Annotated in this window: 27 protein-coding genes; 26 read left to right on the forward strand and 1 reads right to left on the reverse strand. The window is 61.3% G+C overall.

Annotation, left to right across the window (positions count from 1 at the left end; translation table 11 throughout):
• The 26 genes from PFZ56_RS11965 to recX all read left to right on the forward strand — a co-directional run bounded on the left by PFZ56_RS11965 (position 1) and on the right by recX (position 20057).
• On the forward strand, positions 1–1044 hold the full coding sequence (locus PFZ56_RS11965; RefSeq protein ID WP_170001066.1) for a phage late control D family protein: 1044 nt from the start codon (positions 1–3) through the stop codon (positions 1042–1044).
• Between the two features lie 105 nt (positions 1045–1149).
• A complete protein-coding gene (locus tag PFZ56_RS11970; protein ID WP_170001065.1) occupies positions 1150–2301 on the forward strand; it encodes a glycosyl hydrolase family 18 protein in 1152 nt (383 codons plus the stop codon).
• 181 nt (positions 2302–2482) lie between these two features.
• On the forward strand, positions 2483–2983 hold the full coding sequence (locus PFZ56_RS11975; RefSeq protein ID WP_102878578.1) for a fimbrial protein: 501 nt from the start codon (positions 2483–2485) through the stop codon (positions 2981–2983).
• Between the two features lie 197 nt (positions 2984–3180).
• Positions 3181–3765 carry a hypothetical protein gene (locus tag PFZ56_RS11980; protein WP_170001064.1) on the forward strand — a complete coding sequence of 195 codons (585 nt, stop codon included), beginning with the start codon at positions 3181–3183 and terminating at the stop codon, positions 3763–3765.
• Positions 3762–3944, forward strand: a complete 183-nt coding sequence (locus PFZ56_RS11985) for a DUF2635 domain-containing protein (RefSeq protein WP_047302105.1) — start codon at positions 3762–3764, stop codon at positions 3942–3944. Before PFZ56_RS11980 ends, PFZ56_RS11985 begins: the two co-directional genes overlap by 4 nt.
• Positions 3944–5440: a phage tail sheath subtilisin-like domain-containing protein gene (locus PFZ56_RS11990; protein ID WP_102878580.1), complete on the forward strand. Its 1497-nt coding sequence runs from the start codon at positions 3944–3946 to the stop codon at positions 5438–5440. Before PFZ56_RS11985 ends, PFZ56_RS11990 begins: the two co-directional genes overlap by 1 nt.
• 66 nt (positions 5441–5506) lie before the next feature.
• Positions 5507–5854 (forward strand): phage tail tube protein, encoded by a 348-nt coding sequence (locus PFZ56_RS11995; RefSeq protein WP_011059564.1) that lies wholly within the window; start codon positions 5507–5509, stop codon positions 5852–5854.
• Positions 5851–6147 (forward strand): phage tail assembly protein, encoded by a 297-nt coding sequence (locus PFZ56_RS12000; protein ID WP_102861412.1) that lies wholly within the window; start codon positions 5851–5853, stop codon positions 6145–6147. The genes PFZ56_RS11995 and PFZ56_RS12000 overlap by 4 nt, the downstream gene beginning before the upstream one ends.
• Positions 6148–6277: 130 nt before the next feature.
• A complete protein-coding gene (locus tag PFZ56_RS12005) occupies positions 6278–7813 on the forward strand; it encodes a hypothetical protein (protein ID WP_110652376.1) in 1536 nt (511 codons plus the stop codon).
• Positions 7803–9047, forward strand: a complete 1245-nt coding sequence (locus PFZ56_RS12010) for a DNA circularization protein (RefSeq protein WP_159896229.1) — start codon at positions 7803–7805, stop codon at positions 9045–9047. Before PFZ56_RS12005 ends, PFZ56_RS12010 begins: the two co-directional genes overlap by 11 nt.
• A 3-nt stretch (positions 9048–9050) precedes the next feature.
• Positions 9051–10091, forward strand: a complete 1041-nt coding sequence (locus PFZ56_RS12015; RefSeq protein ID WP_170001061.1) for a phage baseplate assembly protein — start codon at positions 9051–9053, stop codon at positions 10089–10091.
• A gap of 108 nt (positions 10092–10199) precedes the next feature.
• Positions 10200–10706, forward strand: coding sequence for a phage baseplate assembly protein V (locus PFZ56_RS12020; RefSeq protein ID WP_170001060.1), 507 nt, complete (start codon positions 10200–10202; stop codon positions 10704–10706).
• A gap of 2 nt (positions 10707–10708) precedes the next feature.
• The gene (locus tag PFZ56_RS12025; RefSeq protein ID WP_102861417.1) at positions 10709–11107 is read left to right on the forward strand and encodes a phage GP46 family protein; all 399 of its coding nucleotides are present in this window, start codon (positions 10709–10711) and stop codon (positions 11105–11107) included.
• Complete coding sequence (locus tag PFZ56_RS12030; protein WP_170001059.1) at positions 11097–12137, forward strand: baseplate J/gp47 family protein; 1041 nt, start codon at positions 11097–11099, stop codon at positions 12135–12137. Before PFZ56_RS12025 ends, PFZ56_RS12030 begins: the two co-directional genes overlap by 11 nt.
• Entirely contained in the window at positions 12125–12724 is a 600-nt protein-coding gene (locus PFZ56_RS12035; RefSeq protein ID WP_170001058.1) for a YmfQ family protein, read from the forward strand. Before PFZ56_RS12030 ends, PFZ56_RS12035 begins: the two co-directional genes overlap by 13 nt.
• 15 nt (positions 12725–12739) lie before the next feature.
• Positions 12740–13825, forward strand: coding sequence for a phage tail protein (locus PFZ56_RS12040; protein ID WP_102878587.1), 1086 nt, complete (start codon positions 12740–12742; stop codon positions 13823–13825).
• On the forward strand, positions 13822–14202 hold the full coding sequence (locus PFZ56_RS12045) for a phage tail assembly chaperone (RefSeq protein ID WP_102878588.1): 381 nt from the start codon (positions 13822–13824) through the stop codon (positions 14200–14202). Before PFZ56_RS12040 ends, PFZ56_RS12045 begins: the two co-directional genes overlap by 4 nt.
• A 98-nt stretch (positions 14203–14300) precedes the next feature.
• Complete coding sequence (locus tag PFZ56_RS12050) at positions 14301–15563, forward strand: tail fiber protein (RefSeq protein ID WP_346010511.1); 1263 nt, start codon at positions 14301–14303, stop codon at positions 15561–15563.
• A complete protein-coding gene (locus tag PFZ56_RS12055) occupies positions 15563–15817 on the forward strand; it encodes a hypothetical protein (protein ID WP_170001057.1) in 255 nt (84 codons plus the stop codon). Before PFZ56_RS12050 ends, PFZ56_RS12055 begins: the two co-directional genes overlap by 1 nt.
• Positions 15818–15862: 45 nt before the next feature.
• On the forward strand, positions 15863–16426 hold the full coding sequence (locus tag PFZ56_RS12060; RefSeq protein ID WP_170001056.1) for a glycoside hydrolase family 19 protein: 564 nt from the start codon (positions 15863–15865) through the stop codon (positions 16424–16426).
• Between the two features lie 156 nt (positions 16427–16582).
• Positions 16583–17089, forward strand: coding sequence for a hypothetical protein (locus PFZ56_RS12065; protein WP_170001055.1), 507 nt, complete (start codon positions 16583–16585; stop codon positions 17087–17089).
• A 77-nt stretch (positions 17090–17166) separates the two neighbouring features.
• Positions 17167–17361, forward strand: coding sequence for a Com family DNA-binding transcriptional regulator (locus PFZ56_RS12070; protein ID WP_262379215.1), 195 nt, complete (start codon positions 17167–17169; stop codon positions 17359–17361).
• A 5-nt stretch (positions 17362–17366) separates the two neighbouring features.
• A complete protein-coding gene (locus PFZ56_RS12075) occupies positions 17367–17699 on the forward strand; it encodes a hypothetical protein (RefSeq protein ID WP_102861423.1) in 333 nt (110 codons plus the stop codon).
• Between the two features lie 245 nt (positions 17700–17944).
• Complete coding sequence (locus tag PFZ56_RS12080; protein WP_110594973.1) at positions 17945–18445, forward strand: CinA family protein; 501 nt, start codon at positions 17945–17947, stop codon at positions 18443–18445.
• 83 nt (positions 18446–18528) lie between these two features.
• Positions 18529–19581 (forward strand): recombinase RecA, encoded by a 1053-nt coding sequence (recA, locus tag PFZ56_RS12085; RefSeq protein ID WP_011059579.1) that lies wholly within the window; start codon positions 18529–18531, stop codon positions 19579–19581.
• Between the two features lie 8 nt (positions 19582–19589).
• Complete coding sequence (gene recX, locus PFZ56_RS12090; RefSeq protein WP_102878592.1) at positions 19590–20057, forward strand: recombination regulator RecX; 468 nt, start codon at positions 19590–19592, stop codon at positions 20055–20057.
• A gap of 40 nt (positions 20058–20097) precedes the next feature.
• Here the strand turns inward: recX and PFZ56_RS12095 are convergent, their stop codons facing one another.
• Positions 20098–21216 (reverse strand): LOG family protein, encoded by a 1119-nt coding sequence (locus PFZ56_RS12095; protein WP_170001054.1) that lies wholly within the window; start codon positions 21214–21216, stop codon positions 20098–20100.
• Between the last annotated feature and the right edge of the window lie 255 nt (positions 21217–21471).

Raw genomic sequence — 21471 nt, forward strand, 5'->3', positions numbered from 1 at the left:
ATGACCCCGGTCTTTCGTATCCTCGCCGATGGCCGCGACATCACCGCGCAGATCAATGACCGGCTGCTGACCCTGCGCACCCTGGACAAACCGGGAATGGAAGCGGATGAGTTCGAACTGCGCATCGATGACCGTGACGGTGCGGTCGCCTTGCCCCGTCGTGGCGCCGCCATCGAAGTGTTCATCGGCTATGCCGGGCAGGCATTGACCCGCCTGGGGCGCTACACGGTGGATGAAGTGGTGGTCAACGGGCCGCCGGATTCCATCGAGATCCGCGGCAAGGCCAGCGACATGCGCGGCAGTGGCAAGACCACCCGCAGCGGCAGCTGGGAGAACGTGGCACTGGCGCAGATAGTCCGCGATCTGGCAGCCCGCAACGGCTGGCAGGCGGTCTGTCCGGTGGCGACCAAGGTGCCGCGGATCGACCAGCTCAACGAGTCCGACTTCAACTTCATCACCCGCCTGGCCCGGCAGTACGACTGCACCGCCAAGGTGGCCGAAGGCAGGTTGCTGGTGCTGCCCCGTCAGTCCGGATTGAGTGCCAGCGGCAAGGCCCTGGGCGTTGTCAGCCTCAGCCGTCGCGACGTCAGCCGTTATCAGTTCCGCCTCAGTGACAGCAGCACCCACAAGGCGGTGCAGACCAAGCATCAGGACCCGAAGAGCGGCACGCTCAAGGTCATCGACCTGGGCAACAGCGACTCACCGGCCAGCGTGCCGGCGGTGCACACCGATCGGCACCTGTACCCCAACAAGTCCGCCGCCGAGCAAGCGGCCAAGGCCCGCTTGGCAGCCTTCAACCGCAGCAGCGCCAGCCTGCGCCTGGAAATGCCCGGGCGCACCGATCTGTTTGCCGAGCGCCTGATCAATGCCCAGGGCTTCAAGGCCGGCCTGGACGGCGAGTATCTGGTGGACTCGGTGGAGCAGCTGTTCAACCCCTCCGGGTGGAGCACCACGGTCGAATGCAACGGCGGCAAACAAGGCAAGGCCAAAGCCAAGGCCAAGAAAACCCCCGCCAAAAAACCACTCAGGGTGGTGCAGCTTTAACCCTTCAATGGCGCCGCGAGCATCCTTGCGAGCGGCTCATTCGGATCGCCCCCGATCCAGCATTCATTTCCTTTCAATCCACGCGGAAAGTCCGCAGGAGCATTCATGAATCCAGGCTTCAGCAGCCCGGCCTCGAAGCGAGGCATCCGGCATTTTTTTCAGGCATTGATCGCTGGTTGCACTCTGTTGCTGGCAACTGCAGCCCATGCCGGGCCCTTTGTTCTGGCCTACACCGATGGCCAGGTCGAAGCGTCCTACAGCAACCTGCAAGCGTTCCACCGCCACCTTTCTGCTGTCGGTCTGGGCAGCACCTACGGGCTGACCGTCACCGGTCAGTTGCACCAGGAAGGGATGAACCCAACCAGCGAAAACATCATTCGCTTCGCCCAGTCCAAATCGCTGCCGCTGTACCCCACCGTCTCCGACTACAACGAAGGCATTGCTGATTTCGACCCGGCCATTTCCCACTCCATCGTCAACGACAAGACCTTGAGTGCCGGCAGCATCAAGCAACTGGTGAGACTGGCCAGGGAGGGCGGTTTTGCCGGCATCAACCTGGACTTCGAAAAGGTCGAGCCAAGGAATGCCAAGGCCTTTTCCGCCTATGTCAAAGCCCTGGGCAACGCCCTGCATGCCAGCGGCAAGAAACTGATCATCAGCGTCCCGCCCAAGTCCAGCGACCGCGAGCCCGAGTACCTGCAAGGCTACGACTACAAGGCCCTGGGCGCGGCGGTGGATTACTTCCAGGTCATGACCTACGACCAGGTCGGCCCAGGCTGGAGCAGTGGCGGTTTCCATGGCGAAGTCTGGCCAGGCCCCGTGTCCGGTGCCGACTGGCAGCAGGTGCTGCTCAGCTACGCCGTGTCGCAAGTTGCGCCGAGCAAGGTCCTGGCCGGGCTGCCGGCCTACGGTCAGGACTACAGCATTGGCAACCGAGTGCACTGGTCGGCTTATCAGGAAGTGATTGCCGAGCACCGCGCCGTCACCCGCCGAGACGCCGCTTCCGCAACGCCTTATGCCACCTGGGGGCCGGTCAAGAGCTTCGCCGATGGCGTGGAATGGACCCCGGAGCGCGCGCAACCGGTGCTCTGGTACGACGATGCCACGAGCATCAAGACCAAGACCGCACTGGTGACCAAGCTGGGCCTGGGTGGTACCAGTGTCTGGGCCATGGGCTATGAAAATGCCGAGTTCTGGACGGCGCTGCAGGCGGGGCTCAATGAAGGTCGAGCACTGCTGCCTGTCGGGCAGGAGTGAGAGGCCGATTAGCGAGAAAACAGCGGCCGTAGAACCGCGTTTCCTGCGGCATCGCAGTCCTTGCCGGCGGGAGTTTATGCGTTGCGCGTAATGTCCTGGGAGTTGCCGGGAGCCTGCGCTTTAACCATACAGGTGCCAGATCAATGTCTATCGGCTCCTGTCGACTTGAAGGAACAGATCAATGACTTCGCAAAAACATCTTCAGTTCATGAACTTCCTGGCAACGGTTGTCGCGCCTACCTGCAGCATCGACGACGACCTGTGTACCGATGTCGAGCTTCTGCCATTGCGTGCTCGCGCCGTGGAGTGGGAGCGGTTTGTCGATCTGGGAGCGACATCGGCCTCGCAGATTGACCAGGGGGGCGTCCCGGCGGTCATGTTCGAGGTCTTGCTTGACCCGCAAAAGTGCCACGGCGCGAAGACGGTTCAGGTCTATTTCGATGGTATTACCCATGACGGCGTGACACTGGAGAACGAGCGCAGCGGAGCGAGCGCGGCGCGAAATGTCGGTGTGCAGATCCTGGACGCGTTCGGCAATGCCATGACCCTGGGGCAAGCCGCTGCGCACTACCCCGCGGATACCGACAGGTTGCAGTTCATGGCTCGACTGGTCGGAACTCAAGGGCCGGTCACGGCCGGACTCTACGCCGCGCTGTCCGAGTGCGTGATCGTTTATGCCTGAACCTGCGGTCCTGCGGGCATTCGCAGGACCCTGTCATCGGCCTGGGGTGGATGCTTCAGGCTACTTCTCTCCCACCCGCTGCGGCGGGTTTTTTGTGCCTTGGAGAAACCTATGGCAACTGCTTCCCGAGAGGCCCTGATGCTCGATCGTGGCAGCCCGCAACGGACCTGGGGCAGCCCCGGTCCCGGAGCCACTCGATGAAACTCAGTGCTGTTATCAACCAACTGCAAAGCCAGTGTCCCCGTCTCAGCGGGCGCATTCTGGCGGGCATCAACCTCGATACTCTGGGCGGTAACACCAGCCAACCCCTACCGGCTGCCTACTGGGCTCCGATCAACGACTTGGCTTCCGGCAACACCGCCCAGAACGTCCACCGCCAGACCATCCGCGACCGCTTCGAAGTCGCCTTGCTCCTCGACGCCAGCAACCCACAACAAGCCCTGGACCAACTCCACGACCTGCGCGCCGAACTCTGGCGCGCCCTGGTCGGTTTCAAGCCCGGCGCCGAGTACAACCCGATCCAATACGACGGCGGTGAACTGGTGTCGTTCGACGCCACCCGCTTGCTCTACCGCCTGCGCTTCTTCGCCGAATTCCAGCTGGGGCGCAATCTGCCCGGGCAGCCGGCGGAAACCTGGCATGAGCGTGAACTCGACGGCTTGCCGTCCTTGACCGGGGTCACGGTGCGGGTCGATGCCATCGATCCGGCGGACCCCAATTTGAAGAAACCGGGCCCCGATGGGCGCCTGGAGCTGACTTTTTCAGGAGAGCTGAAGCAATGAGCAAACGCATCACCGTGCTGCCGGTCGCTGGCCGCGCCGTACCGGACCCGGAAGCAGGCGATCTGCTGCCCGCCTCCGGCCGTGAAGTGCCGGACAACGCCTGGTGGCGCCGGCGTCTGGCCGATGGCGATATCACTAGCAAAGCCGTGAAAGCGGCGAAATCTCAAGGAGCCAAATAATGGCGATCGGTTTCAGCAATATCCCGGCGGACATCCGTGTTCCGCTGTTCTACGCCGAGATGGACAACTCGGCGGCCAATAGCGCGTCTTCGGCCATGCGCCGTCTGATCGTCGCCCAAGTCAATGACAACCAGACCGGCGATGACCTCGGCAAGCTGGTGCTGGTGTCCAGCGTGGCCCTGGCCAAGAGCATCGGCGGGCAAGGTTCGATGCTCGCCTCGATGTATGAAACCTGGCGCAAGACCGACCCGGTGGGCGAGATCTGGTGCCTGCCGCTGCACAGCACCGAAGGCAGCGTGGCCAAGGCCGAGCTTAAGCTCACCGGTAGCGCCAGCGCCGCCGGCCTGCTCAATCTGTACGTCGGCGGTGTGCGGGTGCAGGCCTCGATCGTCAGCGGCGCCACTGCCGCTCAGGCGGCCAGCGCCCTGGCGCTGAAGGTCAATGCGGCAGTGGATCTGCCGGTGACCGCAGCAGCGGTCGACGGCACGGTGACCCTGAGTGCCAAGTGGACCGGCGACAGCGGCAATGACATCAGCCTGCAACTCAATCGCCTGGGCAAGAGCAATGGTGAAGAAACCCCGGCGGGCCTGACCCTGGTGCTGGGCAAGATGGCCGGCGGCACCGGCGTGCCGGATCAGGTCGCGGCCCTGGCGGCCCTGGGCGACGAGCCGTTCGAGTTCATCTGCATGCCCTGGACCGACACCGCCAGCCTCAATGCGTGGCAAGCGGTGATGGACGACAACACCGGCCGCTGGTCCTGGGCCAAGCAGCTGTTCGGTCATGTCTACAGCGCCAAGCGCGGCACCGTCGGCACCCTGGTGGCGGCCGGTCAGGCGCGCAACGACCAGCACATCACCATCCAGGCCCTGGAAACCGGCGTGCCCCAACCCGTGTGGGTTCAGGCCGCAGCCCTGGCGGCGCGGACCTCGGTGTTCATCTCCGCTGACGCCAGCCGTCCGACCCAGAGCGGTAGCCTGCCGGGGATCGATCCGGCGCCGGCCAGCGAACGCTTTACCCTGACCGAGCGCCAGTCGCTGCTCAGCTACGGCATTGCTACTGCCTACTACGAAGGCGGCTACATGCGCATTCAGCGGGCGATCACCACCTACCAGAAGAACGCTTACGGCCAGGCTGACAACTCCTACCTGGACAGCGAAACCATGCACCAGTCGGCGTTCATCGTGCGCCGGCTGCAAAGCGTGATCACCAGCAAGTACGGGCGCCACAAGCTGGCCGCGGACGGCACCCGCTTCGGCGCCGGCCAGCCGATCGTGACCCCGAGCACCATTCGCGGTGAGCTGATCGCCCAGTACGCCAAGCTGGAGCTGGAAGGCCATGTGGAGAACGCCGAACTGTTTGCCGAGCACCTGATCGTTGAACGCGACGTGCAGGACCCGAGCCGGGTCAACGTGCTGTTCCCGCCGGACTACATCAACGGCCTGCGGGTGTTTGCGCTGCTCAACCAATTCCGTCTGCAGTACGACGCCGCGGCCTGAGCCGGACCTGCATCACTGCGCTTTTTCAGCCCGCCTTGAGCGGGCTTATTTTTTGGGAGAAACATCATGGGTCAACTGATTGCGGGCACCTGCTACGTCAAAGTGGACGGCGCTCAACTGACCATCAGCGGTGGCTGCGAAGCACCGCTGATGGCCGTCAAGCGGGAAACCGTGGTTCCGGGTTTCTACAAGGAAACCGACCTCACCCCGTCGTTCAAAGTCACCGCGCTGCACACCCCGGACTTTCCGCTCAAGCAGCTGATCGAAGGTGTCGACATGACCGTCACCTGCGAGTTCGCCAACGGCAAGGTCTACGTGCTGGCTGGCGCCTACCTGGTGGACGAGCCTATTGCCAAGGGCGACGACGCCAGCATCGAGCTGAACTTCGAAGGGCAGAAGGGGACCTGGCAATGAGCAACACCGTGAAGCTGCAGGTGCCCATCGAGGCCCACGGCGAGCCCCTGGCCGAACTCACCCTGCGCCGCCCGACGGTGCAGGAAGTGCGGGCGATCAAGGCGCTGCCGTACAAGATCGACAAGAGCGAAGAAGTCAGCCTCGACATGGACGTCGCGGCCAAATACATCGCGGTCTGCGCCGGCATTCCACCGTCTTCGGTGAACCAGCTGGACCTGGTGGACCTCAACGCCCTGAGCTGGGCGGTGGCGAGTTTTTTCATGAGTGCGGCATCGCAGCCATCGCCGACCTGATCGCTGTCGCCTATGACCTGGCCTGGTTCTGGAAGGTCGACCCCGAACAGATGATGGCCAGGCCACTGGATGTGCTCCGGGAATCCCTGGAGCACGCGCAACGGATCAATGCGATGCAGCAGGTGCAGTGATGGCGTATCGAAAAAGAAACAAGACCAAGGGCCGGCGGCCCAAGCAGACAAGACAGGTTAAACCGGCAGCACCTGTGCAGCAGGTCAAAGCCGAAACTGAGGTGGTCAAGCCTGCTGTGGCCGAGAGCGCAAGCAAGGCCGTCGACCCGGAGCTCACCGGCATTCGCCAAGTGGTGGGCAAGTTCAGGAAAAGCCTGGAAGAAAGTGGCCTAGGAAATCTCGATCTTTCAGGATTGTTCTCTGGGCAAGGCCTATTGACCCCCTTTGTTGCGGGCATGCAGTCGGCGATCAAGGCGGAGAACATCCAGGCTGTCACGGCTGCCGCGGTCAGGGGGGAGTCAAGTCCGGAGAATGAGCTGGGCAATACCGCGCAAAACCTCAAGCACTTCGATGAGGCAGTGGAAAGAATCACCCTCAATGTGGGGGTTGCACTGTTGCCGGCCATCAACAGCATTGTCACGGGACTTCAGCCCGTACTGACATCGGTCGGTCAATTTGTCGCTGATAACCCCGGGTTGGTGGAGGGACTCGCGGCCGCCGCAATCGCCTTTACGGTGGCAGCTTCGGCGGCCACGGTCTTTGCCGCACTGTCCTCGCCTATAGGTTTGGCGATGCTGGCGATTGCTGCGGTAGCCGGTGTGGTGGTGGCCAATTGGAAGCCGGTTTCGCGGTTTTTCATCCAGCTGTGGGGGAAGATTTCACCCACGATCATGTCCATGGTCGGTCTTTTCAAGGAGGTGTTCGCCTGGACGCCCATTGGGCAATTGATTGCCAACTGGGGGCCGGTTAGCGCTTATCTGAGCGCCCTCTGGCAAGACTTCAGCGCCGGTACCGGGCGGGTGTACCAGGCGTTGAATCTGCTCTTCAACATGAGCGGGTTTGGGGTGTTGATCAGAAACCTGGAACCGATCAGAGAGGCTGTCCAGGTGATTTTTCGCAGCCTGCGAGAGGTTTTCGAGTGGAGCCCGCTTGGCTTGATAAGCAGTAACTGGCAACCCGTGGTAGGCCTGTTTGCAGCTATCTGGGATCTGATCTGGGCGTTGTCGATCACGGCAAAGAACAACGTTGCCAGCCTGTTCAGTTGGTCACCCGGTGAGGGGATGAGAAAGGACCTCGACGGTTTGATCCAGTGGTTCTCTTCGTTTCGTGAGCGGCTGGAAAAGGTCCTGGAGCCAATCCGCGAAAAGCTCAGAGCGACCTTTGGCAATTTGCTTGTCAGTGTCACCGGGAGCATCAATTCGCTGACCGAGAGTGTGGTGGAGCACAACAACTCGGCAAACCGGGGTGAGGACTCGCTGACCGATACACCTTCTCCGCTGCTGACCCCAGGCAATTTGCCGCAAAGCTCCAGTTCGCTGCTGCAACAGGCGGCGGCCAACAATCGCACTCGGCTTGAAGGCGGGTTGCTGCTGCGCTTTGAGAACGCCCCTCCCGGCCTGCGTGCGGAACAGGCCAAGACCAATCAACCAGGCCTGAACGTGGCTTCGACCCTGGGCTATCGCTCACTTTCCCTAGGAGGTTCCAATGGCGGATAACTGGCGTGATCGTTTGTTGCCCGCATCCTTTCGCGGCGTGCCGTTCTGGGTCGATCAGGCGAAAACCCCGGTGGGCCAGAAAGGCCAGTTGCACGAGTACCCACAGCGCGACCAGCCGTTTTTCGAGGGCCTTGGCCAGCAGGCGAAAATCCACGATCTGACGGCCTTTATCGTCGGTGCCGATTGCCTGGAGCAGCGCGACAAGCTGCTCAAGGCCCTGGAGGAGGGCAGCGGCGAGCTGGTGCACCCTTGGCTCGGGCGGATGCAGGTCAAGGTCGGCGAATGCGAGATGACCCAGAGCCGCCAGGACGGCGGCCTGGTGACTTTCAGCCTGAAGTTCTATCCGGACCAGCCGTTGCGCTTTCCCTCGGCGGTGGTCAATACCCAGCAGCAGGTGCTGGTGGCCAGCGATACCTTGCTGGGGGCGGCGGTGCTGCGGTTCGAATTTGCCACCAACCTGATCAAGCAGGCACGGATCGGCGTGGCGTCTTTGCGCCAGGGGCTGGCGGACGTGTATCAGGTCATCGAGCACGAGTTCAAGCCGTTGATCGAGTTCTATGGCGATCTCAACACCCTGGTCAAAGCGGTCAAGGAAATACCCAAGGAGCTGAGCACGGAGTTCAAGGGGTTGCTGGACGATGTACGCGGGCTCAAGGACTTTGCCCGTACCGGCTATCGGCAAATGCTCGCCGATATTTCCCAGCAGGTGGAGGCGGCCCGGCGCATCGATGCGCCGAAGCTGACCACCGGCAAGGACACCACGGCGGCGGCCGAGGCGGTGGCCAATCTGGTGCAGGATGCGCTGCTGGTGCAGATCGCCCGGCTGGTGTCGGCGTTGCCGGTAGCTACCCCGGTGGTGAAGCTCAAGAACACGCCGCCCCTGGCGCAGCAGGCCAGCCGGCCGGTGCAGCGCCTGGAAGTGCCGGTGGCCGACGATGTACTGGCGCTGCGCGATCAGTTCAATGAGCTGATCTGGCAAGCCGCGCTCAAGGCCGACGCGGTGCATTACCAGGCGCTCAACACCCTGCGCCAGCAGGTGCAGGGGCACCTCAATGCGGTGGCGTCCTCGGGGGTGCGGCTGGTCAGCCTCAGCCCCAAGAGCAGCCTGCCGGCGCTGGTGCTGGCCTATCAGCGGTTTGCCGATGCGACGCGGGTCGGCGAAGTGGTGCAGCGCAACCGGGTGGCTCATCCGGGCTTCCTGCCGCCGGCTGATCTGCAAATCGCTCGGGAGTGACTCATGGACGAATTGGCAAATATCGTCACCCTGACGGTGGACGGACTGGATTACAGCGGCTGGAAAAGCGTCGAAATCAGTGCGGACCTGGAGCGTCAGTTCCGTACCTTCAGCCTCAACATCACCTGGCAATGGCCGGGGCAGGATGCGCAGGTACGCATCCGTCCGGGCGCTCGCTGCCAGGTGCGCATCGGTTGCGATCTGGTGCTCACCGGGCATGTCTACAAGGCGCCGATCAGTTACGACGGCAAGCAGATCAGCCTGAGCATCCAGGGCAGTTCCTTGACCCAGGATCTGGTGGATTGCGCGGCCATCAACCGGCCGAGCCAGTGGCGCCAGCAGGACGTGCTGAGCATCGTCCGCGCCCTGGCTGCATCCTACGGGGTCGGGGTGCGCAGCGAGATCGCCCCGACCGGCAAGTTGCACACCCACAGCATCGTGCCGGGGGAGACGGTGTTCGCCTCCATCGACCGTTTGCTGACTCTGTACCGGGTATTTTCCACCGACGACGCTGACGGTTACCTGCTGCTGGCGGCGCCGGGCAGTGGTGGGCGCGCCAGCGATGCCCTGGAGCTGGGCAAGAACATTCTCTCGGCCAATGCCGCCATGGATTTTTCCGCGGTGTTTTCCGAGTACCGGGTGATCGGCCAGCACAAGGGTAGCGACCAGAGCAGTGGGGCTGCAGTCAGCGAAGTATCCGGCCAGTCCAGCGATGCCAGTGCTTCACGCAAACGGGTGACGGTGATCAGCGAGGCGGCGCAACTGAGTGCGGAACTGGCTCAGCAGCGCGCTGACTGGGAGCGCGGCACCCGCACCGGCAAGGCCCTGACCACCACCTATCAGGTGCAGGGCTGGCGCCAGAGCAATGGCGACTTGTGGAGGCACAACACCCTGGTGCGAGTGATCGATCCGGTGCTGGGGTTTGATCAGGACATGCTGATCTCCAAGGTCACCTGGTCGCTGTCCGAGCAGGGCTCGATCACCACCCTGCAGGTGGCCCCGCCTCACACCTTCGACGCCAACCCGACACCCGGCAAAACCTGAAACCCGCGCCCATCCGTAGGAGCCGGCTTGCCGGCGAAGGCATCCGGCACGAAACCGCGCAACCCCTGTTCGCCGGCAAGCCGGCTCCTACCCTCCAAGGAACTCAGCATGAGCCTACTGACACGCCTGTTGGCGCGGGGCACCGTGGTGCTCGCCAACTCGGCCAACAAACTGCAATCGCTGCAAATGCGCCTCACCGCCGGCGAGGTCAACGACGACATGGAGCATTTCGAGCCTTACGGGTTCACCAGCAATCCCCTGGCCGGCGCCGAGGGCATTGCCACCTTCCTCGGTGGCGACCGTTCCCACGCGGTGGTGCTGGTGGTGGCGGACCGGCGCTACCGCTTGCAGGCCCTGGCCGCCGGCGAAGTGGCGATCTACACCGACGAGGGCGACAAGATCCACTTCAAGCGCGGTCGGGTCATCGACATCGACACCGCGACCTTGAATATCCGCGCCAGCAGCGGCGTCAACATCGACAGCCCGACCCTGAGCATGAGCGGCAAGATCGTCTCCCAGGGCGATCAGGTCGCCGCCGGTATCAGCCAGATCAACCACGTCCACAGCGGCGTGCAACCCGGCCCGGGGCAGACCGGCGCGCCGGTGGGAGGTTAAGCATGTTTGCCACCTATGACCTGAAGAACGCCCTGACCCGGGCCGTGGAAATCAGCCTGTTCACCTGGCGCCGTGCTGCTGATGACGACGCCCTGGACGATGACCAGCGCTACGGCTGGTGGGGCGATAGCTTTCCCACGGTGGCCGACGACCGCATCGGCTCGCGGCTGTGGCTGCTGCGCCGGGTCAAGCTCAGCCGGCAGACCCAGCTCGACGCCGAGTTCTATGCCCGCGAGGCCTTGCAGTGGCTGATCGACGATGGCCACTGCAACGCCGTGGAGATCATGACCGAGCGCCTCGACGCCCAGCGACTGAACCTGCGCACGGTGCTGATCCTGGCCGACGGCGAACGCCTGGACCTCAACCCCACTCACAGTTGGCAGGTGACCTATGCCGTTTGAAACCCCTTCGCTGCCGGTGCTGATTCAGCGCACCCAAAGCGACCTGGCCAGCGACTCGCTGCGCCAGTCCGATGCCCAAGTGCTGGCCCGCACCCTGAGCGGTGCCGCCTTTGGCCTGTATGGCTACCTGGATTGGATCGCCGAACAGATCCTCCCGGACAAGGCCGATGAGTCGACCCTGGAACGCATCGCTGCGCTGCGTCTGAACCAGCCACGCAAGGTGGCCCAGGCCGCCCGTGGCAGCGTCAGCTTCAACGCCGCGGCCGGTGCCGTGCTGGATGTCGACACCCTGCTGCAGAGCAGCGACGGCCGCAGCTACAAGGTGATGGCCGCCCGCACCACCATCGCGGGGCTCAACAGCACCACGATCCAGGCGGTCGATGGCGGGACCCTGGGCAATGCCGATGCGGGCCTGGAATTGACCGCGGTGCAGCCGGTGCAAGGCATCGGCAACGCGTTCACCGTCCTGGCCCCGGGGCTGAGCGGTGGCGTGGCCCGGGAAAGCCTCGAATCCCTGCGCTCCCGGGTGATTCGCTCCTACCGGATCATTCCCCACGGCGGTTCGGCGGACGACTACGAAACCTGGGCCCTGGAATGCCCGGGGATCACCCGCGCCTGGTGCCGGCGCAATTACCTGGGGCCGGGCACTGTGGGCCTGTTCGTCATGCGTGACGATGACCCGCAGCCGATCCCCAACGCCGAGCAACTGGCGCAGGTTCAGGCGTATATCGAGCCGCTGCGCCCGGTGACCGCCGAGGTGCATGTGCTGGCCCCGGTGATGCTGCCGGTGACCTACAGACTGCGCCTGACTCCCGACACCAGCGCGGTGCGCGCCGCCGTCGAGGACCAGCTGCGCGATCTGCACAGCCGCGAGGCGGGCCTGGGCCAGACCCTGTTGCTCAGCCATATCCGCGAAGCCATCAGCAGCGCTACCGGCGAGCAGGATCACCAACTGCTGGCGCCCTTGGCCGATGTTCCGGCGGCGAATAATCAGTTGCTGGTATTCGGAGGTTGCCAATGGCAGCAATAAGAAGCGCCACCCAGTACCAGGATCAGTTGCACAGCCTGCTGCCCAGCGGCCCGGCCTGGGACCCGGAGCGGGTGCCGGAGCTTGAGCGAGTGTTGCAGGGCATCTCCCAGGAGCTGGCGCGCATCGACGCCCGGGCCGTGGACCTGCAAAACGAAATGGACCCGGCCAGCGTCAGCGAACTGGTGACCGATTGGGAAAAGGTCATGAACCTGCCCGATCCCTGCCTGGGCCTGACCCCGCTGTTCGAAGACCGGCGCCTGGCCGTGCGCCGCCGCCTGTTGGCGGTGGGCAGCCAGCGCGCCGCCTACTTCGTCGAAATCGCCCGCAGCCAGGGCTACCCCAATGCCAGCGTCACCGAACTGAGCACTCCGCGCATGGGCCGCTCACGTTTTGGTCACGCGCATTTCGGCACCTGGCGGGCGAATTTCATGTGGACCCTCAATACCGGCGGCCGCCTGCAACTGGGCCGGCGCTTCGGCGCGAGCTATTGGGGCGAACGTTTTGGCATGAACCCGGGCAGCGCCTTGGAGTGCCTGATCCATCGCAGTGCACCGGCGCATACCCAGGTGTACATCAACTATGACTAGAGAAGACAAGAACAAGTGGATTATCCGAAAAGTGTTCCCAGCGTAGGGCTGGTGAACGGCAAGTTTGTCGACGAGAACCCGGTCACGGGGCAAGTCGGCTCACTGATTTCCTCGCAATGGGGAAACGCGGTTACCGACGAATTGCTCAACGTGATTCGTGCGGGTGGCAAGGTGCCGGCCGAGGCCGAGCATGACCAGTTACTGGCGGCGATCAAGGCGATCGTCCGTGATTCGATACCGCCAGAGAAGATTCGCACCACCTTGGCCGAGTACGGCATCACCGACGCCTACACCAAGTCGGTGACCTACACCAAGGCGGAGATCGAGGCACTGTTGAAGAACATGTCGGCCCTGCCGGTGGGGGCCATGGTGCCGTTTCCCAAGGGCACGGTGCCGGCGGGGTTCCTGGAGGTGGATGGCAGTGTGCAGAGCGCTGCGACTTATCCGGATTTGGCGGCTTATCTGGGGACTACGTTCAACACCGGGGGCGAGGGCGCGGGGAACTTCCGTTTGCCTGAGTCGCGAGGGGAGTTTTTGCGGGGTTGGGATCATGGGCGGGGGGTGGATGTAGGACGGGGGCTTGGCAGTTGGCAGGCGGATGAGTTCAAGTCTCATACCCACCGTGTGCAATACGGAGCATACGCAGGTACTGGGTTAGGGTCCCCAGGGTATACGTCAGCAGGTGTATTGTCGTCAGTTGGCTTGGAAGCGACAGGAGGGGCAGAAACCCGGCCTCGCAACTTGGCAGTCATGTGGTGCATCAAGGCCTGGAACGCACCTGTCAATCAGGGAAACATCGACATCGCAAGCCTGGCCGCAAACGTTGCGGCACTTGAGGCCAGACCACGTGGCCTGGGCGATGGTCAAGTCTGGCAGAACCTTACAACGAGCCGGGTTTCTGGAACGGTCTACACCAACACGACAGGGCGGCCAATTCAGGTGCATGTGGCGATCTCGAGTGGAGCTGTTTACGCCCGGGTAGGTCCTGTGGACGTATCTTTCTCGGCCTATCACGCAGCGTTCGTAGTGCCAGCAGGAGCCACTTATACAGTCACACTCAACAATCCAGTTAACTTGTGTTGGTCGGAGTTGCGCACATGAAGTATTTCCATAACCCCGAGACCAACGCAGTCCATGCCTACGATGAGGATGCCCCTGAGTACTTCATCTCGAGCAGCTTGTTGCCAATGTCCGAAACGCAGGTACAAGCCTATATCGACAGTGCAACAACTGCCTTGCCTACCAAAGAAGATTCGGAGCGCAACTGGCGTGATACCGAACTGACTTCGGTGATGTGGCTGCGTGAGCGGCATCGCGACCAGCTCGAAATTCAAGCCCCGACGAGTATTGATGGGGAGCAATTCAAGGAGCTGCTGGTGTATATGCAAGCCCTGCGCGACTGGCCGCAATCGGTGGATTTCCCCGATGCCGGTCTGCGTCCGCTAGCGCCCCCCTGGATTGCCAAACAAGTTCAATAAACGCCCCGTCTCGCCGGGGCGTTTTCTTTTCCAGTTTTCTAACTATGTCCACGCCGAGCTGTGTCGGCGTGGATGAATGACAACGAGAGGACAGACGAGTGGATTATCCAAAGAGTGTGCCAAGTGTTGGGTTGGTTAATGGGAAGTTTGTCGACGAGAACCCGGTCACGGGGCAAGTCGGCTCACTGATTTCTTCCGACTGGGGAAATGCGGTGACCGATGAATTGCTCAACGTGATTCGTGCGGGTGGGAAGGAGCCGGCCGAGGCCGAGCATGACCAGTTGTTGGCGGCGATCAAGGCGATCGTGCGCGATTCGATTCCGCCGGAAAAGATACGCACGACCTTGGCCGAGTATGGGATCACCGATGCGTACACCAAGTCGGTGACCTACACCAAGGCCGAGATCGAAGCGTTGCTGAAGAACATGTCGGCCTTACCGGTGGGGGCCATGGTGCCGTTTCCCAAGGGTACGGTGCCACCGGGATTCCTGGAGGTGGATGGTAGTGTGCAGAGTGCTGCGACCTATCCGGATCTGGCGGCTTATCTGGGGACGACCTTCAACACCGGGGGCGAGGGCGCGGGTAACTTCCGTTTGCCGGAGTCGCGGGGAGAGTTCCTGCGGGGTTGGGATCATGGTCGGGGGGTGGATGCGGGAAGGGGACTTGGCAGTTGGCAAGCTGATGAGTTCAAGAGTCATACACACTCAGTAAAGGACTCTTCATACGCTGGAAATGTATTTGACTCCTGGGTCTATGGCGATACAGGGAATGGAGTCACTGAGGATGAAAACTTAAGGACAAATTCATCGGGTGGCATTGAAACCCGTCCACGCAACCTGGCTGTCATGTGGTGTATCAAAGCTTGGAATGCTCCGATTAATCAGGGAAATATAGACATTGCGGCACTTGCATCCCAAGCGGCCCAGGCAACCGAAAACAAGCAGGGAACTGCGAGGTTGAGTACTCAGGCTCAAGTCGATTCCGGCATTGACGACTCACTGATAGTAACCCCCAGGAAGTACCGCGCTGCTAAGGGAACATGCTCAGCCTGGGTAAGTTGGAATGGGACCGGAGCGGTCACTATTCGAGATAGTTACAACGTATCGAGCATCACAGATAATGGTGTCGGCGACTTCACTGTCAACATTATCCCTGGTGTACTGACGAATGCTGGATTTAGTTATTGCTATACGGTTGGAGGAAGTAACAACTCGTTGAATCTCGCCTCAGGAGCCACAACTACTCCCACTTCTACCTCTTTGCGTGTTGTCAGTATTAGCGCTTCTGGTATGGGAACAGGCGCAAACTTTCAGCCGACAGACTTTCCTTACAATAGCGTGCAGATTTTCGGAGGTAAGTAATGGCTATGCGTATTGTTTATCAGTTGCCTGGTGAGCCAGTTGCATCTTTGACACCCTGCAATTGCGGATTGACGATCGATGAAATTGCTCGTCAGGACGTTCCCGGTGGCGTGTCTTTTTGGTTTGTCGAGGAGTCGGTTATTCCGCTTGACCCGATCGAGCGTATGCGCTGGATGTTGGCAGATGAACTAGGGCCGCCAGCAGGGGTAGGAGAGCGTCCTATGTGCACATCTCATTCTGAGACGACTCTGTAAAATGTCACGGTGCTCCAAGGACGCTTTTTCGATTGAAGGTTGTATATGTCTATAACCGAACAACAACTGCAACAAATCATGCCTAACGCCCGCCGCCAAGCGGGCGTTTTTGTTTCTCCACTCAACACCGCCATGGCTCATCGGCAGATCGATACGCCGAAGCGCCAGGCGGCCTTTCTCGCCCAGATCGGCCACGAATCCGGGCAACTGCAATACGTGCGCGAGCTGGGCAGTGATCAATACCTGAGCAAGTACGACACCGGCACGCTCGCGGCACGCCTGGGCAACACCCCCGAGGCCGATGGCGACGGCCAGCGGTATCGCGGGCGTGGGCTGATCCAGATCACCGGGCGCAGCAACTATCGCCAGTGCAGCCTCGGGCTGTTTGGCGATGAGCGCCTGCTGGAGTTGCCGGAACTGCTGGAGCAGCCGCAATGGGCCGCCGAGTCGGCGGCCTGGTTTTGGGAGCGCGGCGGGCTTAATGCTCTGGCTGATCGCGATGAGTTCAACAGCATCACCCGCCGTATCAATGGCGGTTTGAACGGCTTGCAGGATCGCCTGCAACTCTGGGCCAGGGCGCGGGCGGTGCTGTGCCTGCCCGTGGTCTGAGTTCATGGGGAGGCGGGCACCTTCTGTAGCCGCTGCCGTAGGCTGCGATTGGACCTGGAGGGAAGGTCCTGCGGACCTTTTCGCAGCCTGCGGCAGCGGCTACAGGGATTTTTGCAGGCCACTTGATGCATTTCACATCGGTCAAGGGAGGGCGTGATGAATATCCGCAGTTGGCTGGTTCTCGCCGTCGTAGCTGGGTTGCTCTATGCCCTTGGCTTCGTCAGCGGTGCCGGCAGCGAACGCAGTAAGCAGCAGCGCCTGGACGAGGCACGACTGCAGCAATCCTTCGAGCAGGGCCAGGCGTTGGGCCGGGTCAAGGAGAAGGTGGTGGTCGAGTACGTCGATCGCGTCGTCAAGGTCTATCAGGCGGGCGCCACTATCACCAAGGAGGTTCCTATCTATGTTTCGAAAGCGGCTGATAACGCCTGCGTTGTACCTGCTGGTTTTGTCCGGGTGCACGACGCCGGCGCCGCCAACCTGCCCATGGCCGCAGGCCCCGGCGTCGCTGATGACGCCACCTCGGGCCTTGCACTCTCTACCGTCGCCGCCAGCGTCGTCGACAACTACAGCCAATGCCACGCAAACGCCGAGCAACTGAAAGCGTTGCAGCAGTGGGTGCGGGAGTCTCAGGCGTTGCTGCAAGGTGCCCCGGCGATGCGCTGAGGGCCTTGAGGCGTGTATGAAGATGGATCGCTGCCGCGGTTTGTGTAGGCGCGTGGAGTGACTGAAATCAAATGGACTTGCAGATGTTAAAAGAATGCAGATGCGGCAACTGCAAACGACTGCTCGCCCGTGTGGGCGAGTTTACCGAGCTCCAGATCAAATGTTCCCGCTGCGGAACCTTGAATCATGTGAAGGCCTCGAGCCTTGGGCAATCGCCTTTGAGCGACATGAAAACGGCACTCTCAGTGACCGAACATTCCACTCAAAGGTGAAAAATATGAACGCAGTAACCATGGGCAAGCACTTCATTACCGTATTTCCAAAAGGGATTGTGGAGATCGTTTCGGCAGCTCAAAACACCGGTGGCCTGATCATCCAGACGGGGTTGATCAAGACCTCGACCGGTGTTGTCGACCTGTATGTGGGACCGACCGGCTCTTCCATCTCCAATTCGGCCGTCATCTTCTCTGGCAACGGCTCTAGCATTTCCGGCAGCGACTCCGAGATTGTCATGCCGTACCCGATCCGTATTCCCGCAGGCCAGGCCTTGTGGGCATACGCATCCACTCCGGGTGGCGCGATAGCTTTGACTTGGGACTTGCTGGCCTGACCTGTCTGCGCAGAGAAGGTGGATCAACAGGCGCCGGTGCTTTTGCTCATTTCGGCAGGCTTTGATCACTGGACTGGCCGCGTCAGCTTGGTGGCTGGTGCTGTTCCTGGCGCAATGATGGACTGTTCGCGCCAGCTCCTCTGAAGCCTTGTTCCAGAGCCGTTGGTTTTCCTGACAGCTTGTCACTTGCAAGCCTTCTTTCCTGGTGTACGGTAAGCACACGCCAGCCCCATCAGGAGAGAACTGTGAAAGAAATTACCCAGCTTGCCGCTGAACTCGGCCGGCGTCTGCAGGTTCTGAATGCCCACGTCACCACGGCGGAATCCTGCACTGGCGGCGGGATTGCCGAGGCGATCACGCGGATCCCGGGCAGTTCGGCCTGGTTTGAGGCCGGTTATGTCACCTATTCCAACCGCCAGAAGACCCTTCAATTGAATGTGCCGGCCGATTTGTTCAATTCGGTTGGTGCGGTCAGTCGTGAAGTGGTAGAGGCCATGGTCCGTGGGTCACAGGCCAAGAGTCATGCGCATTTTGCGGTGGCGGTCAGTGGCATCGCTGGTCCGGATGGCGGTTCTGCGCAGAAGCCGGTGGGTACGGTTTGGCTGGCCTGGGGCGCGGGAGAGACGTTGACCTCCGAGTGCCGACACTTCCCCGGGAATCGCGATGAGGTTCGCCGACAAACGGTGAAGGCCGCGCTAGAGGGGTTGCTGCAACACGCTGCAGCAGAAATCGCAAATCAGGGGTAGGCGATCCTCGAGCGCTGTGGAATAATACTGGCTACTTATACAGGTGTTGGCCGTCAGGCCTTATTGATTACGTGAGGACTTTAATGGACGACAACAAGAAGAAAGCCTTGGCTGCGGCCCTGGGTCAGATCGAACGTCAATTCGGCAAGGGTGCCGTAATGCGTATGGGCGATCACGACCGTCAGGCGATCCCGGCCATTTCCACTGGCTCTCTGGGTCTGGACATTGCTCTGGGCATTGGCGGTCTGCCAAAAGGCCGTATCGTTGAAATCTACGGCCCTGAGTCGTCCGGTAAGACCACTCTGACCCTGTCGGTCATTGCCCAGGCGCAGAAAGCTGGTGCCACTTGTGCCTTCGTCGACGCCGAGCACGCGCTGGATCCGGAATACGCCGGCAAGCTGGGTGTCAATGTCGACGACCTGCTGGTTTCTCAGCCGGATACCGGCGAGCAGGCCCTGGAAATCACCGACATGCTGGTGCGCTCCAACGCGGTTGACGTGATCATCGTCGACTCCGTGGCGGCCCTGGTGCCCAAGGCTGAAATCGAAGGCGAGATGGGTGACATGCACGTGGGCCTGCAAGCCCGCCTGATGTCCCAGGCGCTGCGTAAAATCACCGGTAACATCAAGAATGCCAACTGCCTGGTGATCTTCATCAACCAGATCCGTATGAAGATCGGCGTGATGTTCGGCAGCCCGGAAACCACCACCGGTGGTAACGCGCTGAAGTTCTACGCTTCGGTTCGTCTGGATATCCGTCGTACCGGTGCGGTGAAGGAAGGCGACGAGGTGGTCGGTAGCGAAACCCGAGTCAAGATCGTCAAGAACAAGGTGGCTCCGCCGTTCCGTCAGGCCGAGTTCCAGATTCTTTACGGCAAGGGTATCTACCTCAACGGCGAAATCATCGATCTGGGCGTGCTGCATGGTTTCCTGGAGAAATCCGGTGCCTGGTACAGCTACCAGGGCAACAAGATCGGCCAGGGCAAGGCCAACTCGGCCAAGTTCCTGCAGGACAATCCGGAAATCGGCAACGCGCTGGAGAAGCAGATCCGCGAGAAGCTGCTGACCGCTTCGCCAGACGTCAAAGCCAATCCGGTGAAAGAGACCGAAGACGATATGGCCGACGCTGATATCTGATTGATCCAATGACCGCCGTACTCGATACCCTCGTCGCGGTGCGGCGAACTGCAATGGACCTGCTCGCGCGACGCGAGCACGGTCGAGTCGAGCTGACGCGTAAACTGCGTCAGCGCGGCGCTCCTCCTGAAATGATCGAAGCCGCCCTGGACCGTTTGACGGAAGAGGGGCTGCTGTCCGAATCCCGTTATCTCGAAAGTTTTGTTTCCTATCGTGCGCGCTCAGGTTACGGGCCGATGCGTATTCGCGAAGAGCTCAGCCAGCGTGGCTTGCAGCGAGGTGATATCGATCTTGCGCTGCGCGAGTGCGGTATCGACTGGCAAGAGCAGTTGCGAGACGTCTGGCAGCGCAAGTTTGCCGGGCAGTTTCCTGTGGATGCCCGTGAACGGGCCAAGCAAGGGCGCTTTCTGAGTTATCGCGGGTATTCCATGGACATGATCGGCCGTCTGTTGAGCGGCCGAGGGATGGATGACTGAGGTTGTACCCGCTGCCTGGTGCAGCGGGTGATGGTGCAGGTCAGCTGACTTTACTGGTTTCTCGTGCGCGCTGGCGGGTCTCGGATTGTTGCCTGGTCCAGTTCTCCGGCAGGTTGATAAAGTCGATCAGTTCCCGCAGACGGCCGTTGTCACGAGCGTTGAAAACGAACGATAGCCGCGTCAGATGGCTGAAATTAACTTCGTCGTGCTCCTCTCCACTGTAGGTATGTTGCCGAAACTGGCCACTCAGGCACAGGTCGGCGAATGCTGTCTGCATGTGTTCCAGCGCCTGCTCATTGAGGCTGTGGTTCATGCGGATGACAAACTCCTGTTTCAGCCAGCGGCTGGAGTGGAAGTTGGCGTAGAACTGCTGGATTTCCTTAACTGCTTCTTCGGTGCTGTGTACCAGGCGCACCAGCTTCATGTCGCTGGGCAGGATGTAGCGATTGGCCTCCAACTGGTTATGGATGAAGTCCAGGGCGCCTTGCCAGAACTGCCCGCCAGGTGCGTCCAGTAATACCACCGGTACCAGAGGGCTTTTGCCGGTCTGGATCAGGGTCAGGACCTCCAGGGCTTCGTCCAGGGTGCCGAAACCACCAGGGCAAAGCACCAGGGCATCGGCTTCCTTGACGAAAAACAGCTTGCGTGTGAAGAAGAAGTGGAACGACAGCAGGTTTTCCGTGCCGCCCACGGTGGGGTTGGCATGCTGTTCGAAGGGCAGGGTGATATTGAAGCCCAGGCTGTGCTCCAGCCCTGCGCCATCATGAGCCGCTGCCATGATGCCGCCGCCAGCGCCGGTGATCACCATCAGGTCCGAGCGGGCCAGGGCTGCTCCCAGTTCCTTGGCCATGGCATAAAGCGGATGTTCGCTGGGCGTTCGCGCCGAGCCGAATACCGTCACTTTGCGCCGGCCCTTGAACTGTTCCAGTACCCGGAAGGCGTGTTCCAGCTCGCGCAGCGCTTGCAGGGTAATCTTGGCGTTCCAGCGGTTGAGGTCGTCCTCGGCCATGCGCAGGACGGTGAGAACCATGTCGCGGTAGAGGGGGATATTCGGGCTGTTGGGGGCAATCTGGTTGAGTTGCGCTTCGACCTGGCTTGTGAGGTCGACGCCCTTGCTTTGGAAATGACGAGTTAACAGGTCATTCGATTGGTAAGGCATTCAGCTTCTCCTTCTGCACAGAACCTTGTGCACGGCCGAGGTATTCGAACGTGCCACGACACAGCCTGTGTCGCTGCCTGCTCAGCCCAGCGTGTGAGCAACTCTCTTGACCCGATCACCGCTGACCGTCGCTGGGCAGCAATCGAGGTATCCACAGAGGTTCTGCTTTCCTTTATTAAGAAAAAATTGCACTGCAAGACGCACAAGAACGGCCTCCTGAACCGTCCTGGAACAATCGATGGGAACCTTCGGACA

This window comes from Pseudomonas danubii (assembly GCF_042980055.1).
In the GTDB taxonomy this organism is placed as follows: domain Bacteria; phylum Pseudomonadota; class Gammaproteobacteria; order Pseudomonadales; family Pseudomonadaceae; genus Aquipseudomonas; species Aquipseudomonas danubii.

Excerpts from the sequence above, each read along its gene's own strand:
- PFZ56_RS11995 (WP_011059564.1), top strand. The coding sequence starts at position 5,507 with ATGGGTCAACTGATTGCGGGCACCTGCTACGTCAAAGTGGACGGCGCT.
- recA (WP_011059579.1), top strand. The coding sequence starts at position 18,529 with ATGGACGACAACAAGAAGAAAGCCTTGGCTGCGGCCCTGGGTCAGATC.
- PFZ56_RS11965 (WP_170001066.1), top strand. The coding sequence starts at position 1 with ATGACCCCGGTCTTTCGTATCCTCGCCGATGGCCGCGACATCACCGCG.
- PFZ56_RS12065 (WP_170001055.1), top strand. The coding sequence starts at position 16,583 with ATGAATATCCGCAGTTGGCTGGTTCTCGCCGTCGTAGCTGGGTTGCTC.
- PFZ56_RS11980 (WP_170001064.1), top strand. The coding sequence starts at position 3,181 with ATGAAACTCAGTGCTGTTATCAACCAACTGCAAAGCCAGTGTCCCCGT.
- PFZ56_RS12075 (WP_102861423.1), top strand. The coding sequence starts at position 17,367 with ATGAACGCAGTAACCATGGGCAAGCACTTCATTACCGTATTTCCAAAA.
- PFZ56_RS11985 (WP_047302105.1), top strand. The coding sequence starts at position 3,762 with ATGAGCAAACGCATCACCGTGCTGCCGGTCGCTGGCCGCGCCGTACCG.
- PFZ56_RS12010 (WP_159896229.1), top strand. The coding sequence starts at position 7,803 with ATGGCGGATAACTGGCGTGATCGTTTGTTGCCCGCATCCTTTCGCGGC.
- PFZ56_RS12005 (WP_110652376.1), top strand. The coding sequence starts at position 6,278 with ATGGCGTATCGAAAAAGAAACAAGACCAAGGGCCGGCGGCCCAAGCAG.
- PFZ56_RS11975 (WP_102878578.1), top strand. The coding sequence starts at position 2,483 with ATGACTTCGCAAAAACATCTTCAGTTCATGAACTTCCTGGCAACGGTT.
- PFZ56_RS11990 (WP_102878580.1), top strand. The coding sequence starts at position 3,944 with ATGGCGATCGGTTTCAGCAATATCCCGGCGGACATCCGTGTTCCGCTG.
- PFZ56_RS12025 (WP_102861417.1), top strand. The coding sequence starts at position 10,709 with ATGTTTGCCACCTATGACCTGAAGAACGCCCTGACCCGGGCCGTGGAA.
- PFZ56_RS11970 (WP_170001065.1), top strand. The coding sequence starts at position 1,150 with ATGAATCCAGGCTTCAGCAGCCCGGCCTCGAAGCGAGGCATCCGGCAT.
- PFZ56_RS12015 (WP_170001061.1), top strand. The coding sequence starts at position 9,051 with ATGGACGAATTGGCAAATATCGTCACCCTGACGGTGGACGGACTGGAT.
- PFZ56_RS12060 (WP_170001056.1), top strand. The coding sequence starts at position 15,863 with ATGTCTATAACCGAACAACAACTGCAACAAATCATGCCTAACGCCCGC.
- PFZ56_RS12030 (WP_170001059.1), top strand. The coding sequence starts at position 11,097 with ATGCCGTTTGAAACCCCTTCGCTGCCGGTGCTGATTCAGCGCACCCAA.
- PFZ56_RS12055 (WP_170001057.1), top strand. The coding sequence starts at position 15,563 with ATGGCTATGCGTATTGTTTATCAGTTGCCTGGTGAGCCAGTTGCATCT.
- recX (WP_102878592.1), top strand. The coding sequence starts at position 19,590 with ATGACCGCCGTACTCGATACCCTCGTCGCGGTGCGGCGAACTGCAATG.
- PFZ56_RS12020 (WP_170001060.1), top strand. The coding sequence starts at position 10,200 with ATGAGCCTACTGACACGCCTGTTGGCGCGGGGCACCGTGGTGCTCGCC.
- PFZ56_RS12045 (WP_102878588.1), top strand. The coding sequence starts at position 13,822 with ATGAAGTATTTCCATAACCCCGAGACCAACGCAGTCCATGCCTACGAT.
- PFZ56_RS12095 (WP_170001054.1), bottom strand. The coding sequence starts at position 21,216 with ATGCCTTACCAATCGAATGACCTGTTAACTCGTCATTTCCAAAGCAAG.
- PFZ56_RS12000 (WP_102861412.1), top strand. The coding sequence starts at position 5,851 with ATGAGCAACACCGTGAAGCTGCAGGTGCCCATCGAGGCCCACGGCGAG.
- PFZ56_RS12035 (WP_170001058.1), top strand. The coding sequence starts at position 12,125 with ATGGCAGCAATAAGAAGCGCCACCCAGTACCAGGATCAGTTGCACAGC.